General features: G+C 67.2%; 15 protein-coding genes. 6 read left to right on the top strand and 9 right to left on the bottom strand.

Annotated features, from left to right (window positions below):
- Positions 1-40: 40 nt before the first annotated feature.
- The 4 genes from Q0Z66_RS03745 to Q0Z66_RS03730 are packed head-to-tail and all read left to right on the top strand — an operon-like array spanning position 41 to position 3986.
- Entirely contained in the window at positions 41-1351 is a 1311-nt protein-coding gene (locus Q0Z66_RS03745) for an NAD(P)-binding domain-containing protein (RefSeq protein ID WP_298037929.1), read from the top strand.
- Complete coding sequence (locus tag Q0Z66_RS03740; protein ID WP_298037927.1) at positions 1348-2298, top strand: bile acid:sodium symporter family protein; 951 nt, start codon at positions 1348-1350, stop codon at positions 2296-2298. Before Q0Z66_RS03745 ends, Q0Z66_RS03740 begins: the two co-directional genes overlap by 4 nt.
- The gene (locus Q0Z66_RS03735; protein WP_298037925.1) at positions 2295-3245 is read left to right on the top strand and encodes an SDR family oxidoreductase; all 951 of its coding nucleotides are present in this window, start codon (positions 2295-2297) and stop codon (positions 3243-3245) included. The genes Q0Z66_RS03740 and Q0Z66_RS03735 overlap by 4 nt, the downstream gene beginning before the upstream one ends.
- Positions 3246-3254: 9 nt before the next feature.
- A complete protein-coding gene (locus tag Q0Z66_RS03730) occupies positions 3255-3986 on the top strand; it encodes an alpha/beta hydrolase (RefSeq protein WP_298037922.1) in 732 nt (243 codons plus the stop codon).
- An 8-nt stretch (positions 3987-3994) separates the two neighbouring features.
- Here the strand turns inward: Q0Z66_RS03730 and Q0Z66_RS03725 are convergent, their stop codons facing one another.
- The 9 genes from Q0Z66_RS03725 to Q0Z66_RS03685 all read right to left on the bottom strand — a co-directional run bounded on the left by Q0Z66_RS03725 (position 3995) and on the right by Q0Z66_RS03685 (position 14642).
- On the bottom strand, positions 3995-5065 hold the full coding sequence (locus Q0Z66_RS03725; protein WP_298037920.1) for a polysaccharide deacetylase family protein: 1071 nt from the start codon (positions 5063-5065) through the stop codon (positions 3995-3997).
- A 111-nt stretch (positions 5066-5176) separates the two neighbouring features.
- The gene (locus Q0Z66_RS03720; protein WP_298037917.1) at positions 5177-6304 is read right to left on the bottom strand and encodes an adenosine deaminase; all 1128 of its coding nucleotides are present in this window, start codon (positions 6302-6304) and stop codon (positions 5177-5179) included.
- Between the two features lie 58 nt (positions 6305-6362).
- A complete protein-coding gene (locus Q0Z66_RS03715; protein ID WP_298037915.1) occupies positions 6363-7652 on the bottom strand; it encodes a thymidine phosphorylase in 1290 nt (429 codons plus the stop codon).
- Complete coding sequence (locus Q0Z66_RS03710) at positions 7652-8047, bottom strand: cytidine deaminase (RefSeq protein WP_298037913.1); 396 nt, start codon at positions 8045-8047, stop codon at positions 7652-7654. Before Q0Z66_RS03710 ends, Q0Z66_RS03715 begins: the two co-directional genes overlap by 1 nt.
- An 8-nt stretch (positions 8048-8055) precedes the next feature.
- The gene (locus Q0Z66_RS03705; RefSeq protein WP_298037910.1) at positions 8056-9336 is read right to left on the bottom strand and encodes an ABC transporter permease; all 1281 of its coding nucleotides are present in this window, start codon (positions 9334-9336) and stop codon (positions 8056-8058) included.
- A complete protein-coding gene (locus Q0Z66_RS03700) occupies positions 9333-10634 on the bottom strand; it encodes an ABC transporter permease (protein WP_298037908.1) in 1302 nt (433 codons plus the stop codon). The genes Q0Z66_RS03705 and Q0Z66_RS03700 overlap by 4 nt, the downstream gene beginning before the upstream one ends.
- Positions 10631-12196 (bottom strand): ABC transporter ATP-binding protein, encoded by a 1566-nt coding sequence (locus Q0Z66_RS03695; protein WP_298037905.1) that lies wholly within the window; start codon positions 12194-12196, stop codon positions 10631-10633. The genes Q0Z66_RS03700 and Q0Z66_RS03695 overlap by 4 nt, the downstream gene beginning before the upstream one ends.
- Before the next feature lie 111 nt (positions 12197-12307).
- The gene (locus Q0Z66_RS03690) at positions 12308-13396 is read right to left on the bottom strand and encodes a BMP family ABC transporter substrate-binding protein (RefSeq protein ID WP_298037902.1); all 1089 of its coding nucleotides are present in this window, start codon (positions 13394-13396) and stop codon (positions 12308-12310) included.
- A gap of 130 nt (positions 13397-13526) precedes the next feature.
- Positions 13527-14642, bottom strand: coding sequence for a mannose-1-phosphate guanylyltransferase (locus Q0Z66_RS03685; protein ID WP_298037901.1), 1116 nt, complete (start codon positions 14640-14642; stop codon positions 13527-13529).
- A gap of 164 nt (positions 14643-14806) precedes the next feature.
- Here Q0Z66_RS03685 and sdhC point away from each other — a divergent pair, with 164 nt between their 5' ends.
- Positions 14807-15238, top strand: a complete 432-nt coding sequence (sdhC, locus tag Q0Z66_RS03680) for a succinate dehydrogenase, cytochrome b556 subunit (RefSeq protein WP_298037899.1) — start codon at positions 14807-14809, stop codon at positions 15236-15238.
- Positions 15238-15690 (top strand): succinate dehydrogenase hydrophobic membrane anchor subunit, encoded by a 453-nt coding sequence (locus Q0Z66_RS03675; RefSeq protein ID WP_298037897.1) that lies wholly within the window; start codon positions 15238-15240, stop codon positions 15688-15690. The genes sdhC and Q0Z66_RS03675 overlap by 1 nt, the downstream gene beginning before the upstream one ends.
- The last annotated feature ends 14 nt before the right edge of the window (positions 15691-15704 follow it).

Genomic DNA, 15704 nt, shown 5'->3' with positions numbered 1-15704 from the left:
GGGGGGCGACGATCGAGCACACCGCCGTGCAAGGAGAAGCATGAAGAAGTACGCCGTCATCGGCGCCGGCCCCTCGGGCCTGGCCGCGGCCCGCGCCCTGCAGAAGCAGGGCATCCACGTCGACGGCTTCGAGGCGTCGCACGGCGTCGGCGGGCTCTGGGACATCGCGAATCCGCGCAGCTCGATGTATGAATCCGCGCATCTGATCTCGTCCCGCACGACGACCGAGTTCGCCGAGTACCCGATGCAGAGCGACGTCGACTATCCGAGCCACGAGGTGCTTCTGGAGTACTTCCGCTCCTATGCCGAGCATTTCGGCCTCGACGACCTCTACCGTTTCAACACCCGGGTCACCCGTGTCGAGCCCGCTGGCGACGAGTGGGATGTCACGGTCGTCGCCGAGCCGCGCGACGATGGGGCGGAAGGTGCCGAAGAAACGCTGCGCTACGACGGAGTGATCCTCGCCAACGGCACCCTCGCCGAGCCCAACGTGCCCGCCTTCCGCGGCGAGTTCTCGGGCACCATGATGCACACGCACGATTACAAGAGCGCCGCGATGCTCGAGGGAAAGCGCGTACTCATCGTCGGAGCCGGCAACTCCGGGTGCGATATCGCCGTGGATGCCGTGCACCGCGCCGAACGGGTCGATATGAGCGTGCGCCGCGGCTACTACTTCGTGCCGCGCTACGTCTTCGGCCGCCCCACCGACACCTTCGACACCGGCAGGCCGCTCCCCCGCCGCCTCAAGCAGTTCGTCGACACGAAGATGCTGCGCGCCTTCACGGGAGACCCGACCCGGTTCGGTTTCCCGAAGCCGGACTACCGCATCTACGAGTCGCACCCGATCGTGAACACCATGGTGCTGAACCACCTCGGCCAGGGAGATCTGCGCATCCGCGCGAACATCGACCGCTTCGACGGCTCGACCGTGCACTTCCGCGATGGATCGCACGCCGACTACGACATCATCCTGCTCGCCACCGGTTACACGCTCGACTACCCCTTCGTCGATCGCGAGCACCTGTCGTGGCGCGCCGCCTCGCCGAAGCTGTTCCTCAACGTCTTCCCCGCCTCCTTCAACGGTCTGTACGTCATGGGCATGATCGAGGCCAGCGGCATCGGCTGGCAGGGCCGTTACGAGCAGGCCGAGCTGCTCGCGACCTACCTCGCCACGGTCGAGAACGCGCCCGCCCGCGCGGCGCGCTTCCGTCGGCGCGTGACCGGCGAGCCCTGGCCCGATGTCACCGGCGGCTACCGATACCTGGGGCTGGATCGTATGTCGTACTACGTCAACAAGAGCGCCTACCGCGCCGCGGTCCGCACCGAGCGCGAAGGGCTGGAGGCCGCATGAACGTCGACGACGTCGTCCTGAGCTTCACACCGGGATCGCTCACCCTGCTGAACATCGTCCTCGGGCTGATCATGTTCGGCATCGCCCTCGACACCTCCCCCTCCGATTTCCGCGTCGTGGCGCGGCATCCGAAGCCCTTCGTCATCGCACTCCTCGCACAGTTGCTGCTGCTGCCGGCCGTCACCTTCGGCCTGACGATGATTCTGCCGGTGACGGCATCCATGGCGATGGGGATGATCCTCGTCGCCTGTTGCCCGCCGGGCAACATCTCGCAAGTGCTGACCCACCGCTCCGGAGGCAACGTCGCACTATCCGTGTCGCTCACCGCTGTCGGGAACCTCGTCTACATCGTCGCGATGCCGTTGAGCATCGCGTTCTGGGGGTCGCTGCACCCCACCGCGCGCACAGTGCTCGAGGACGTGTCGCTCGACCCGGGCAAGATGCTCCTGGAGATCGTCCTGATCATCGGCGTGCCCTTCGCCATCGGTCTCCTGCTGCGCGCGAAGCTGCCGAAGATCGCGGCCCGCGCGCACCCGATCGTGAAGTGGTTCAGCCTGATCGCGCTCGTCGCCTTCATCCTCGTGGCGCTCGTGGGCAACTGGTCTGTCTTCATCCAGGTCCTGGGAATCGTGGTGCTCGTCGTCACGGTGCACGACGCCGTCGCCCTCGCCCTCGGCTACGGCACGGCCGTCGTCGGCGGGCTGGGCACCCGTGAGCGCAAGGCCATGACGTTCGAGGTCGGCATCCGCAACGCCGGCCTCGGCCTCGGCCTCGTCTTCGCATTCTTCGGAGGCCTGGGCGGCATGGCGATCGTCGCCGGCTGGTGGGGCATCTGGGACATCGTCGCCGGTCTCGTCGTCGCCGGTCTCTGGGCACGGCACACCAAGAAGCGCACCGGGTCCGCGACCGGCGATGCCTCGGGACGCAGCGCGGTGGAGGCCTCATGACCCGCGTTCTCATCACCGGCGGCGCCGGTTTCCTCGGCTCGCACGTGGCACGCCTCCTCGCCGAGCGCGAGGACGTCGAGCTGGTCGTCGCCGCCGACCTGCGCGCCCAGGAGCCCCGGGAGGGCATCGAGTCGGTCGTGCTGGATGTGACGGATGCCTCCTCCATCGCCCCGGTGCTGCAGGAGCTGCGCATCGACACCGTCGTTCACCTCGCGGCCATCGTGAACCCGGGCGTCGATGTCGACCTGGAGTACCGGGTCGACGTCACCGGGTCGCAGAACGTTCTCGCGGCCTGTGTTCAGGCGGGTGTGCGGCGCATCGTCGTCTCGAGTTCGGGCGCGGCCTACGGCTACCACGCCGACAGTCCGGCGTGGATCGATGAGAGCGTCCCGGTGCGCGGCAACGACGCATTCCCGTACTCTCGCCACAAGCGCCTCGTCGAGGAGCTGCTCGCCGAGTACCGTGTGTCCCACCCCGAACTCGAGCAGGTCATCTTCCGCATCGGAACGATCCTCGGGCCGGATGTGCAGAATCAGATCACCGCACTGTGGGACGGCCCGCGCCTGCTGCGCATCGCCGGGTCGGATGCCCCGTTCGTCTTCATCTGGGTCGACGATGTCGCGGGCGCCATGGTCCGTGCGGCAACGGACGGTCCGGCCGGCATCTACAACGTCGCCGGCGACGGCGCCCTGACGGTCCCCGACATCGCACGTCGCCTGGGCAAGGGTCAGGTCGTCGTGCCGGCATGGGCGCTCGCGGCCGCGCTGGGCATCGGCAGGATGCTGCGCCTCACCCCGCACGGCCCCGAGAAGGTGCCGTTCCTGCGCTACCGGCCCGTGCTCGCCAATCGTGCGCTGAAGGAGGAGTTCGGCTACACGCCCTCCCGCAGCACGGCCGAGGCGTTCGAGGAGTACCTCGCCACGCATCCTGCTGTGGCGCGCCGATAGGCTCCGGCCATGCGCACGAAGCGTCGGGTTCTGCGATGGGTCATCGGGGGACTCGTCGCCCTCGTCGTGCTCGCGGTCGGAGGCAGCGTCATCTGGTCGCAGGTCGGGGTGATGGATGCTGAAGACGGGCCTCTCGCGGAGGCCCGCGCGAATCCGTCGATCACGATCGATGATGCTCCTGAGGGGATCGTGCTCTCCCCCGCCGATGGCGTATCAGAGGCGGGCCTGGTGTTCATCCCGGGGGCGAAGGTCGACCCGTGGGCGTATGTCCCGGTGCTGCAGGATGTGGCGGCATCCGGGGTCACGGTCGTGATCACCCGCCCGTGGCTCAACCTCGCCTTCTTCGATGTGCGCGGCCTCGACGCCTTCACCTCCACCGTGCCCGAGATCGACTCTTGGGGCGTCGGCGGACACTCGCTCGGCGGAGTGCGCGCCTGCATGCTCGCTTCCGAGGCTGACGCGCTCGTCCTGTTCGCCTCGTACTGTGCCGGAGAAGTCCCGGATGATCTCGCGGTGCTCAGCCTCGCCGGATCCGAGGATGGCCTGTCGACCCCGGAGAAGATCTCCGAAGCGCGCGACCTTCTGCCCACGGGCGCCGTGATGATCGAGATCGCCGGGGCTTCTCACGCCTCGTTCGGCGCCTACGGCCCGCAGTCCGGCGACGGGGAGCCGACGATCACCGACGCCGAGATGCGCGCCGCGGTGACGGCTCCGATCGTGGAGCTACTGATCGCCGGTTGATCCCCCGGTCAGCCGATCCGGGCGATGAGCGCGTCGATCCCCATCCCGTAGTCGATCCGCACGACCGGCAACGCGAGCTTGTCGGTGCCGATGCGGACCTTGCCCGGTTCGATCGTGCGCCCCATCTCGAACCCGGCCTGGGCGACGCCCTGTTTCGTCGTGTCGTTGTAGTGCCCGTAGGGGTAGGCGACGACTTCGCGCACGCCGAGCACATCGGCGGATGCGTTGAGGTCGGCGGCGATCTCGTCGGCCGACCAGTTCGCCATGCGTCCACGCCCATCCTCACCCGCCTCGTGCATGTCGTGCGTGTGCGAACGACGCAGCACATACGGCGAGGGCGCCGGGTCCTGCCGGTAGGCGGTGACCATGAACGACGTGGCGATCACCTTGTTCTCCGTGACCACGGGAACCGCGAGATCGAACCAGGTCTGATCCGCATCGTCATCGGTGATGATCACCGACCGCGGCGGCAGATGGAGCCTGCCATCGATGAAGGCGGCGAGCTCATCCCACGTGGGCAGGTAGAACCCCGTCGAGCCGATGTGCTCCATGTGCGCCTGGAAATCGCCGATGTAGGCGTAATTGCCGCGCAGCCATCCGTCCTCGCCCTCGGGCCGGGTCGTGAACTGGTGGTACATGAGGATCGGCACCTCGGTGTCGGTCGCCGCGTTCTCCTCCGCCGTCATCCACGATCCGTGCAGGGTGAGCCGCTGGTCATCGCATGTGACGGGATCCGAACCATTGATCCGCGACGCGGCTTCGAAGGCCGTGGCCGCCTCTGCGCTCGTGTACCAACCGCCGAACGCCATTCCGTCGCGAGCAGGAATCGGCAGCGACGCGAAGAGCGTCTCCTGGCTCTGCAGCATCGGCTCGAAGTCGATCCCCTCGCCGTCGAACTCCACCGCGCAGGCCAGCGGATCATCCGCATCGACCAGCAGCTGCTCGACCGGTGTCAGCGGCGTCGGTGTAGGTGTGGGAGACGGCGTCGCGGCCTCCGATCCCTCATCCGCCGGCGCAGGGCGTTGCAGCGCCGCCACCACGAGCGTCGTTCCGATGGCGAGCACCACGATCACCGGCACGAGGATCAGTGTCCAGATCTTCGTCCGCCGCCGTTTCCGGGCTCGCTCCAACGTTCTCGCCCTCCGGCGTCCTTCTTCCCCCATAGCCGAAGTCTATGGGGGAAGGGAGAGTCAACGTTGGAAGCCGTCCGCAATCATCTCGACGAGCTCTTCGCGCTCTTCGACCGGGAGGAACGCCGCGGATGCCGCGTTGAACTGGAAGGTCTCCAGATCATCGAGCTCATAGCCGAACGCGTCGACGAGCAGCGCCAGCTCGCGCGTCAGGGAGGTACGGCTCATGGTGCGGTTGTCGACGTTCACGGTCACCGCGAAGCCCAGCTGATACAGCAGGTCGAAGGGGTGGTCGCCGATCTCGGTGCCCCATGCCTCGATCGCCGCGGTGTGCACGTTGGACGACGGCGACAGCTCGAGCGGGATCTCCCGGTCTCGGACCCAGCGCGCCAGGTCGCCGAAGCGCACCTGCACTTCTTCACCGTCCCGGCTGCCCTCTCGGGCGATGACCTCGAGGTCGGAGACCAGACGCACGCCGTGCCCCAGGCGCAGGGCCCGGCCGTCGAGCAGAGCGCTGCGGATCGAGGCGAGTCCGGCCGCCTCGCCCGCGTGCACCGTCACGGGCATGAAGTTCGCGGCGAGCAGGTCGAAAGCCTCACGGTGATCGGACGCCGGGAAGCCGTCTTCGGGACCGGCGATGTCGAAGCCGACGACGCCCTCCTCGCGGTGATCGAGCGCGAGTTCCGCGATCTCCACGGCACGGTCGTTCTGACGCATGGCGCTGAGGATCTGCCCGACGCGGATGCTGCGACCCGAGCGGTCCACGGCCTCCTCGCCCTCCTCGATGCCGCGCTGCACGGCTTCGACCGCCTCGTCGAGGGACAGCCCGTTGGTCAGGTGCTGCTCGGGAGCCCAGCGCACCTCACCGTAGATGACGCCGTCATCGGCGAGGTCCTCGACGAACTCCCGCGCGATGCGCGTGAGCGCGTCAGCGGACTGCATGACCCCGACCGTGAAGTCGAACGTCTTGAGGTAGTTCACCAGCGACCCGGAGTCCGCCTGCTTGCCGAACCACTCGCCCATGCTCCGCCCATCACGGGCGGGCAGCTCCAGGCCGATCTCAGCCGCGAGCTCCACCACCGTCTGCGGGCGCACAGCGCCGTCGAGGTGATCGTGCAGGGAGATCTTCGGAAGCGAGCGCAGCGAGACGCCCTGGATCTTGACGTCGCCGTCTGCGGGGATAGACATGGGTGTTGTCCTCTCAGATTTCGCCCACCGGCCGGGTGCGGAACAGGCGGATTCCAGGTTACGCGGTGATGCGCTCGCGCACGAGCGGACCGCGAGCGGATGCTTCGGCGCCGATCTCCCACGCACCCTCGAGCGCGTCGAGCGCACGCGGGAAGCGTGCAGCATCGTCGCCGGAGAGCGTGAAGAGGGGCTGCCCCGCGGTGACGCGGTCACCGGGCTTGGCGTGCAGGTCGATGCCCGCGGCGTGGATCACCGGGTCCTCGGCGCGCGCACGACCTGCGCCCAGGCGCCAGGCCGAAATGCCGAAGGGCAGAGCATCCATCCGTGTGACGAAGCCATCAGCCGGGGCCGTGACGACGTGCGTCTCGTTGGCCACCGGGAGCGCTGCCATCGGATCGCCGTCCTGGGCGCGGATCATGGCGTTCCAGACGTCCATTGCCCGACCGCCGTCCAGGGCGCCCTCGACATCGGCATCCGGGAGTCCCGCCAGCGCGAGCATCTCGCGGGCGAGGGCGATGGTCAGCTCACGGACGTCGGCGGGGCCGCCACCGGCGAGGATCTCGACGGATTCGCGCACCTCGTTGGCATTGCCGATGGCGAAGCCGAGCGGCACGTTCATATCGGTGAGCAGCGCGGTGGTCGCGACACCCGAATCGGTGCCGAGCGCGACCATCGTCTGGGCGAGCTCACGGGCGCGGTCGATGTCCTGCATGAAGGCGCCGGAGCCGAACTTCACATCCAGCACCAGTGCGTCCGTGCCCTCGGCGATCTTCTTCGACATGATGCTCGAAGCGATCAGCGGGATCGCCTCGACCGTGCCGGTCACGTCGCGCAGCGCATAGAGCTTCTTGTCGGCGGGCGCGAGACCGGAGCCTGCGGCGCAGATGACCGCTCCGACATCGCCCTGCATCTGCGCGAACATCTCCTCGTTCGACAGCGCTGCGCGCCATCCGGGAATCGCCTCGAGCTTGTCGAGCGTTCCGCCCGTGTGGCCGAGACCACGCCCGCTCAGCTGCGGAACAGCGACGCCGAACGCCGCGACCAGCGGCGCGAGCGGCAGAGTGATCTTGTCGCCGACGCCTCCGGTGGAGTGCTTGTCGACCGTCTTCTTGCCGAGGGATGCGAAGCTCATCCGCTCCCCCGACGCGATCATGGCATCCGTCAGCACGCGGATCTCATCGCGCTGCATGCCGCGCTGGAAGATCGCCATCGCGAACGAGGCCATCTGCGCATCGGACACATAGCCGCGCGTGTAGGCGTCGACCATCCAGCGAAGCTCGGGCTCGGGGACGGAACCGCCGTCGCGCTTGGCACGAATGACGTCAATGGCGTCGAAGGGCTCAGTCATCACACAATCTCCAGGTCTCGGGGTCCGAAAGCATCGGGCAGCACCTCGTCGATGGTGCGGATGCCCGACACCGTCTCCAGCAGCATCTCCGGCATCGCGTGCTCGAAAAGCAGCTGCCGGCAACGACCGCACGGCATGATCGTCTCGCCGTCGTTGTTGACGCACACGAATGCGACGAGCTGGCCGCCGCCGGTCATGTGCAGGTTTCCGACGAGCGCGCATTCCGCGCACAGGCCCACGCCGTAAGAGGCGTTCTCGACGTTGCATCCGGACACGATGCGACCGTCCGCGACGAGGGCAGCCGCCCCGACCTTGTATCGGGAGTACGGCGCGTACGCCTTCGTCATCGCGTCGGTCGCAACCTGACGCAGCTCATCCCAATCGATGTCAGTCATGATTCCCTCTAGCTCTTGATGTACGGCTCGCCGGATGCGGCCGGCGGACGCGAGCGCCCGACGAGGCCGGCAACCGCGAAGATCGTCACGATGTACGGCAGCATGAGCATGAACTGGCTGGGCACCGGCGAACCGATGACCTTCAGCACGCCCTGCAGGTTCGAGGCGAAGCCGAACAGCAGCGCTGCCAGCGTCGCACGCACCGGATCCCACTTGCCGAAGATCACCGCTGCGAGGGCGATATAGCCCGCACCGCCGGTCATCTCACGGCCGAACTCGGGGTTGGTGACCAGCGTGTAGAACGCGCCGCCCATGCCGGCGATGGCACCTGCGAGCATCATGTTGCCGTAGCGGGTTCGCTCGACCTTGATGCCCACGGTGTCGGCGGCCTGCGGGTGCTCGCCGACGGCGCGCAGTCGCAGACCCCACCGGGTGCGGTACAGACCGAACCACACGACGAAGACCGTGACGTACATGATGTAGACGATGATCGTCTGGCGGAAGAGCACCGGTCCGAGGACGGGGATCTCGCTGAGCACCGGGATCGGGATCACGGGGAACAGCTTCGGCGCGTTGAGCTCCGCGGCGTTCGGGTTCAGCACCTGGCGGTACAGGAACGTCGTGAGCCCCGCGACGAGCACGTTCAGAACGACACCGACGATGACCTGATTCACGTAATAGGTGATCGCGAAGACCGCGAGTACCAGCGATACGAGGACGCCGGCTGCCATCGCGGCGATGAGCCCGGCCCACGGGCTTCCGGTGGCGGAGCTGACCAGCGCCGCCATGAAGGCACCTGCGAGCAGCTGCGCCTCGATCGCGATGTTCACGACACCGACGCGCTCGCCGATCACGCCGCCGAGGGCTCCGAAGATCAGCGGCGTCGCGAGGGCGAGAGCACCCCCGAGCAGGCCGATCATCGGCAGCGTGCCTCCGGCGGAGGCCCAGGCGAGGAAGCCGACGAGGAGGATCACGACGTAGACGACGGTGAGCCAGAGCGGCAGACGGCGGTGCGCGCGCGTCCAGATGACCGCGAGCACGGTTGCTGCCGCCATCAGCGCGGCACACACCCAGGCGGTGCCGTTGGCCGGAAGCACGAGCTCGGGCAGCTGAATCGCGGCATCCGCAGAACGCACCAGACGGAAAGTGCTCACGCCCTCGCGCGGCACGAGCAGCGGCAGCAGGGCGAACAGCACGGTGAAGATCCCGAAGATGATCGGGGTCTTCCAGGACGTGACGGTGACGTGGCGCTGTTCATCGCTCACGACCGCTTCAGTGGTGATGGTCATGCGGACACCTCCTCGGCGATCTGCGCCGCGTTCTTCTTCGGCGGCTTGGGTTTCTTCGTCTTGCGTCGGGCGCCGGGCTGCGGCAGACCGAAGATCGCGCGCACGAGCGGCGGTGCCGCGATGAAGAGCACGATCAGAGACTGGACGACGAGCACGATCTCGATCGGCACGTTCTCCGATGCCTGCATCGCGAATCCACCGGCCTTGAACGCACCGAAGAGGATGCCCGCGGCGAGGATGCCCAGCGGCGAGGACCGTCCGAGCAGGGCGACGGTGATGGCGTCGAAGCCGATGCCGGCATCGATGTCGCCGCCGAAGCCGGTCGTGACGGTGCCGAGCATCTGACTGACGCCGGCGATGCCGACCAGGCCACCGGCGAACAGCATCACGAGGAAGTACATCTTTCCGACGCTGATTCCCGCGGTCTTCGCGGCGGCGGGGTTCTCCCCCACGGCACGGAAGCGGAAGCCGAGGCTCGAGCGCTCCAGCAGCCACCAGGTGAATGCGACGGCGATGAGGGCGAGGATGAATCCGGCGTGCAGCTTGTACTGCGAACCGAGGATGCCGGGCAGGATCGCCGACTCCGCCATTGCGGCGGTCTTCGGGTTGCTGGATCCGGGTGCCTGGAGGATGCCGGGGGTCGCCAGCATCCAGGCCAGGAGGTAGAAGCCGATGTGGTTGAGCATGATCGTCACGATCACCTCGTGCGCGCCCGTTCGCGCCTTCAGGATTCCGGCGATGCCGGCCCAGATCGCACCCGCGAGGATTCCCGCGACGACCGCGACGATCATGTGCAGCGGCCAGGGCAGGTTCATGCTGGTTCCGACCCAGCCGGCGGCGGCCGCGGCCATGAGCATCTGCCCCTGGCCGCCGATGTTGAACAGACCGGCGCGGAACGCGAGCCCGACGCCGAGGCCCGCGGCGATCAGCGGCGTCGCGAACTTCAGGGTCTCGGTGAACGGCTTGATGCCGGCGGCGAACCCGTCGACGCGGAAGTTGTAGATCGCGCCCTGGAAGAGCGCGACATAGGCACCGGAGATCGCCGACCACACGGCCGCGAGCATGTCGCCCGGACGCGCGAAGAAGTACCCGGCGGTGCGCTGCACCTCGGAATCGGTGAACGCGATCATGATCGAGCCCGCGACGAGGGCGAGCACGACAGACAGCAGCGAGATCATTCCGTTTCCGGTCGACACGCGTCGCCAGGCCTCGTGCCACTTGGACGGGTCCGGCGCGGTGTCGTCCTTGCCGAAGTCCGCCGGCGGGGCGAGGTTCGGCTTCAGTTCGGGGCCGGTCATGCGCGGGTCTCCTCGGTCGGGGTGGTCGCCGATTCGCTCGGCGCAGCCACGGCGGTCGTATCGGTCTCGACCATGCCGGCCATCATCAGGCCCAGCTGCTCGCGGGAGGTGTCGCCGGGGACGATACCGACGACCTTTCCGCGGTACATGACCATGATGCGGTCGGCGAGGGCCGCGGCCTCATCGAGCTCGGTCGAGATGACGACGACGGGGATGCCGGAGTCGCGGGTGTCGATGATGCGCTTGTGGATGAATTCGATGGATCCGACGTCGACGCCACGGGTCGGCTGCGCGGCGACGAACAGCGACAGATCACGGCTCAGCTCGCGGGCGAGAACCACCTTCTGCTGATTTCCGCCGGAAAGCCGACCGGCCGCCTGCGCGGGTCCCTGCGTACGGATGTCGAACTCGGTGATCTTCTCGCGCGCGAACGCGTCGAGGATGCCGCGCTGAACCGTGCCCGCGGTGACGAAGGGAGCACCGACCGAGCGGTCGAGCATGAGGTTCTCGGCGATCGAGAACTCCTTGACGATGCCGTCGACGCTGCGGTCCTCGGGGACGAAACCCACGCCCTCGTCGAGGATGCCGCGCACGGAACGCCCGATGAGCTCGCGTCCGTTCAGCGTGATGCTGCCGGCAACGCGGTCCTGAAGGCCGACGATCGCCTCGGTGAGCTCCGTCTGGCCGTTGCCCTGCACACCGGCGATCGCGAGGACCTCCCCGGCTCGCACCGAGAAGGAGACGTCGTCGACCGTCACGGTCCCGGCGGAGTCCGTCACCGTGAGGTTCTCGACGACGAGCGCTTCGGCGCCGAGCTTCGGGGCGTCCTTCTGGACGGTGAGCTCGACGGCGCGACCGACCATGAGCGAGGCGAGCTCCTCGTTGCCGGCGGTCGGCGACGCCTCTCCGACGACCTTTCCGAGGCGGATCACGGTGATGCGGTCCGCGACCTCGCGGACCTCGCGCAGCTTGTGAGTGATGAAGACGATGGAAGTGCCGGAGTCCTTGAGCTGGCGCATCGTCGCCATCAACTCATCGGTCTCCTGCGGCGTGAGCACCGCGGTCGGCTCGTCGAACACGAGAACCTTCGCATCGCGCGACAGAGCCTTGATGATCTCGACCCGCTGCTGAACGCCCACGGGCAGGTCTTCGACGACGGCATCCGGGTCGACCTGGAACCCGAAGCGGTCCGAGATCTCGCGCACCATCGCGCGTGCGGCCGCCAGGTCCAGGCGCCCGCCGAAGCGGGTCTTCTCATGCCCGAGCATGACGTTCTCGGCCACGGTGAAGACGGGGATCAGCATGAAGTGCTGGTGCACCATGCCGATGCCGGCCGCCATCGCATCGCCGGGACCGGCGAAGTCCTGAGCCACGTCGTCGAGGAGGATCTCGCCCTCATCGGCCTGATACAGGCCGTACAGGACGTTCATCAACGTCGACTTCCCGGCGCCGTTCTCTCCGAGCAGGCAGTGGATCTCACCGGGCTCGATCGTCAGGTCGATGTGGTCGTTGGCCGTCAGCGCGCCGAATCTCTTCGTGATGCCGCGCAGTTCTAGCTTCATATGTCAGATCCTAATCAGCAAAGATGCTTCCGCCCAGGCTCCGATCGGGAGCCTGGCATAGGTGAGGGGAGGTCGGCGGGTGGCCGACCTCCCCTCTTCAATCGTCCTCGATCAGTCGAGGTACGAGGTGACGGTGATGTCACCGTCGATGATCTGCTGCTGCAGGTCCTGAACAGCGGCCCACAGCTCGGGGTCGACCTTGTCCTGGAAGTTGTGCAGCTCGGCCAGGCCGACGCCCTCGTTCTCCAGCGTTCCGACGTAGGTCGCGGCGTCGAACTCGTCGTTGGCGCTGGACATGACGGCCTCGTAGGTGGAGAGCTTCATGTCCTTGAGGATCGACGTCAGCACGTAGTCCTCGGTGTTCGGGTCGGTGACGAACAGGTCGGCGTCCACACCGACGAGAGCGATGTCGCGGCCGGATTCCTTGATGGCCTGCAGAGCCGACTGGTAGACCGGTCCGCCGACGGGCAGCAGCACGTCGACGCCCTGGTCGATGATGTTCTGAGCGACGGTCTTCGCCTCGGGGCCGGCCTCGAAGCCGCCCGTGAACGAGCCGGAGGCGCCGTCCCAGCCGACGACCGCAACGTCCGTGCCGTTCTGCTCGTTGTAGTACTGGACGCCCTGGTAGAAGCCGTCCATGAAGATCGTGACGGTCGGGAACTCCATGCCGCCGAAGGTGCCGACCTTGCCGGCCTCGGAATAACCGGCCGACAGGTAACCGGCCAGGAACGCGGCCTCGGCGGTGTTGTACAGCAGCGGCTTGACGTTGTCGGCATCGGTGGTGCCGTCGAAGTCGTTGTCCGCGGCGTCATCGACGAGGATGAAGTCGACGCCCTCGTTGGCATTGGCGGCCTCCACAGTGGCGGCAGACAGCGCGAAGCCGACGGAGACGACCGCATCGCAGCCCTGCGAGATGAGGCTCTCGAGGTTCGGCGCGAAGTCGGTCTCCGAGTTGGACTCCACATCCTTGGGCGTGACGTTGACCTCTTCGGCCGCCTGGACCATGCCCTCGTACGAGAGCTGGTTGAACGACTTGTCGTCGAAACCGCCCTGATCCGAGACGATGCAGGGCAGGAAGTCGATGGACTCTCCGCCACCGGCGTTGTTGTCCTCCGGTGCTGCACCGCAACCGGCGAGAGAGACGGCGACACCGGTCGCCACGAGCACGGCGAATGCGCGCTTCTGGGTGGAAATGGTCACGTAAGCCTCCACGACTACTGGCCCGCGCCGATCGCGTGGCCCCACAGCCCAAATTACCGACTGTTACCGCACCATTGACCGCCCGCGCGGTTAATGGTTACAAACTCGCAATAGATCGCGGCCGCGCACGTCAGAGGACGTCGCCGCGACCCGTCAGCTTGAGCGATTCGACGACGCCCTTCACCCGCTGCGCGTGCTCGGTCGTCGTGACCAGCAACGCGTCCGGAGTATCGACGACGACGATGTCCTGCACACCGACCAGGCTGATGACGCGGGAGGTCTGGCTGACGAGGATGCCGGTCGCGGCATCCGAGAGGACCCGGGCGCGCGGCCCGAGCACCGCGAGATCGTTCTTGCGACCATTGGAGATGAGCTTGGTCAGCGAGGCGAAGTCGCCCACGTCGTCCCAGTCGAAGTGCCCCGGGATCACCGCGAGGCGCCCCTTATCGGCGGCAGGCTCGGCCACGGCGTAGTCGATAGCGATCTTCTTCAGGCGCGGCCACACCCGATCCACGGCCGGGCCGCGGCGGTCTCGGTCGTCCCAGGCCTCGGCGAGCTCGATGAGGCCCGCATGCAGCTCGGGTTCGTTGGCGGCGAGCTCATCGAGCAGGACGCTCGCCCGGGCGATGAACATGCCCGCATTCCAGAGGAACGACCGATCCGCGTAGTACTCCTTGGCCGTATCGAGATCGGGCTTCTCGACGAAGCGCTCGACCGTCGCCGCCTCCGGAGCCCCCTCGACGTCGAGCTCGTCGCCCTTGCGGATGTAACCGAACCCGACGGACGGTTCCGAGGGCTGGATGCCGATCGTGCAGATGTATCCGGCGCGCGCCACGGCGACCGCCTGCTGCACCGCGAACTCGAATGTGCGCGTGCCGCGGATCACGTGGTCGGCCGCGAAGGAGCCGATGATCACGTCCGGGTCGCGACGATGCAGGATGGCGGCGGCGAGGCCGATCGCAGCCGCCGACTCGCGCGGTTCGGACTCGAGGAAGACGTTCTTGTCCGGAATCCCCGGGAGCACCGCTTCGACCGCGGCCCGATGGGCGCGTCCCGTCACGACCGCGATCCGGTCCGTGCCGGCAAGAGGAGCCAGTCGGTCCCAGGTGTCGCGCAGCAAGGAATTCCCCGAGCCGGTCAGATCGTGCAGGAACTTCGGCGCATCCGCCCGCGACAGCGGCCACAGCCGGCTTCCGATGCCGCCGGCGGGGATCACGGCGTAGAAATGGTCGAACGGGTCGCTCATGCCTCCAGCGTAGCCGGGTGAGAAATCTCGACATCAAGATAGTTAGGCAACCCTTCCTCGTCCAGATCTCGGAACGGGAATAGGATGGGACGCGATCGGGCAGCCCTGTCGTCAGTTCGGACCCCAGGATGCAACCGACCTCGCATCGATCAGGGAGGACGACCGTGTCCGCAGGCACTCGCTTGACACCGTCGATTTCGGAAACCACTTCCAAGGCACCGCGCGGCACCCTCTACCGGGGTCGCGAGGGCATGTGGTCGTGGGTGCTTCATCGCATCACCGGAGTCGCCATCTTCTTCTTCCTGCTGGTCCACGTTCTGGACACAGCACTCATCCGGGTATCCCCCGAGGCGTACAACGCCGTGATCGGCACATATAAGAACCCGATCATGGCGCTCGGGGAAGTCGTGCTCGTCGCCGGCATCGTGTTCCACGCGATCAACGGCCTGCGCATCATCCTCGTCGACTTCTGGTCGAAGGGTGCACGCTTCCAGCGCCAGCTGTTCTGGGGCGTGCTCGCCGTCTGGGTGATCGTCATGGCCGGCTTCGTGCCCCGCCACCTCATGCTCGCGTTCGCAGGATTCGGAGCCCACTGATGTCTGCTCAGACCGCCGTCGCCCCGGCACGCCGTCGCCGCGGCATCAACCTCGAGAAGTGGGGCTGGGTGTTCATGCGAGCATCCGGCGTCGTGCTGATCGTCCTCATCTTCGGGCACCTGTTCATCAACCTCATGGTCGGTGACGGCATCCACGCCCTCGACTTCGCATTCATCGCCGGCAAGTTCGCCACGCCGTTCTGGCAGTGGTGGGACGTGCTGATGCTGTGGCTGGCATTCATCCACGGCGGCAACGGCATGCGCACGATCGTCAACGACTACGTGACGAACGAGAAGGCCCGCAAGGCCCTCGTCTGGGCCATCGGCCTCGCCGCGGCCCTCATGATCGTTCTGGGCACCCTGGTCGTCTTCACCTTCGACCCCTGCCTCGGCGTGACCGAGTCGAGCACGCTCTGGGAGTCGTGCGTCGCCCTGGGTGTCGTCGGAAACTGAGAAAAGAGCAACGA

It is taken from the genome of uncultured Microbacterium sp., assembly GCF_947632095.1.
In the GTDB taxonomy this organism is placed as follows: domain Bacteria; phylum Actinomycetota; class Actinomycetes; order Actinomycetales; family Microbacteriaceae; genus Microbacterium.
The sequence above is the reverse complement of the archived record's forward strand: the minus strand, read 5'-3'. Positions and strand labels throughout refer to the sequence as shown.

What these genes read in the sequence shown, in the direction of transcription:
- Q0Z66_RS03715 (WP_298037915.1), bottom strand. Translation starts at nt 7,652, where the DNA reads ATGACTGAGCCCTTCGACGCCATTGACGTCATTCGTGCCAAGCGCGAC.
- Q0Z66_RS03740 (WP_298037927.1), top strand. Translation starts at nt 1,348, where the DNA reads ATGAACGTCGACGACGTCGTCCTGAGCTTCACACCGGGATCGCTCACC.
- Q0Z66_RS03675 (WP_298037897.1), top strand. Translation starts at nt 15,238, where the DNA reads ATGTCTGCTCAGACCGCCGTCGCCCCGGCACGCCGTCGCCGCGGCATC.
- Q0Z66_RS03720 (WP_298037917.1), bottom strand. Translation starts at nt 6,304, where the DNA reads ATGTCTATCCCCGCAGACGGCGACGTCAAGATCCAGGGCGTCTCGCTG.
- Q0Z66_RS03745 (WP_298037929.1), top strand. Translation starts at nt 41, where the DNA reads ATGAAGAAGTACGCCGTCATCGGCGCCGGCCCCTCGGGCCTGGCCGCG.
- Q0Z66_RS03705 (WP_298037910.1), bottom strand. Translation starts at nt 9,336, where the DNA reads ATGACCATCACCACTGAAGCGGTCGTGAGCGATGAACAGCGCCACGTC.
- Q0Z66_RS03695 (WP_298037905.1), bottom strand. Translation starts at nt 12,196, where the DNA reads ATGAAGCTAGAACTGCGCGGCATCACGAAGAGATTCGGCGCGCTGACG.
- Q0Z66_RS03730 (WP_298037922.1), top strand. Translation starts at nt 3,255, where the DNA reads ATGCGCACGAAGCGTCGGGTTCTGCGATGGGTCATCGGGGGACTCGTC.
- Q0Z66_RS03735 (WP_298037925.1), top strand. Translation starts at nt 2,295, where the DNA reads ATGACCCGCGTTCTCATCACCGGCGGCGCCGGTTTCCTCGGCTCGCAC.
- Q0Z66_RS03700 (WP_298037908.1), bottom strand. Translation starts at nt 10,634, where the DNA reads ATGACCGGCCCCGAACTGAAGCCGAACCTCGCCCCGCCGGCGGACTTC.
- Q0Z66_RS03685 (WP_298037901.1), bottom strand. Translation starts at nt 14,642, where the DNA reads ATGAGCGACCCGTTCGACCATTTCTACGCCGTGATCCCCGCCGGCGGC.
- Q0Z66_RS03710 (WP_298037913.1), bottom strand. Translation starts at nt 8,047, where the DNA reads ATGACTGACATCGATTGGGATGAGCTGCGTCAGGTTGCGACCGACGCG.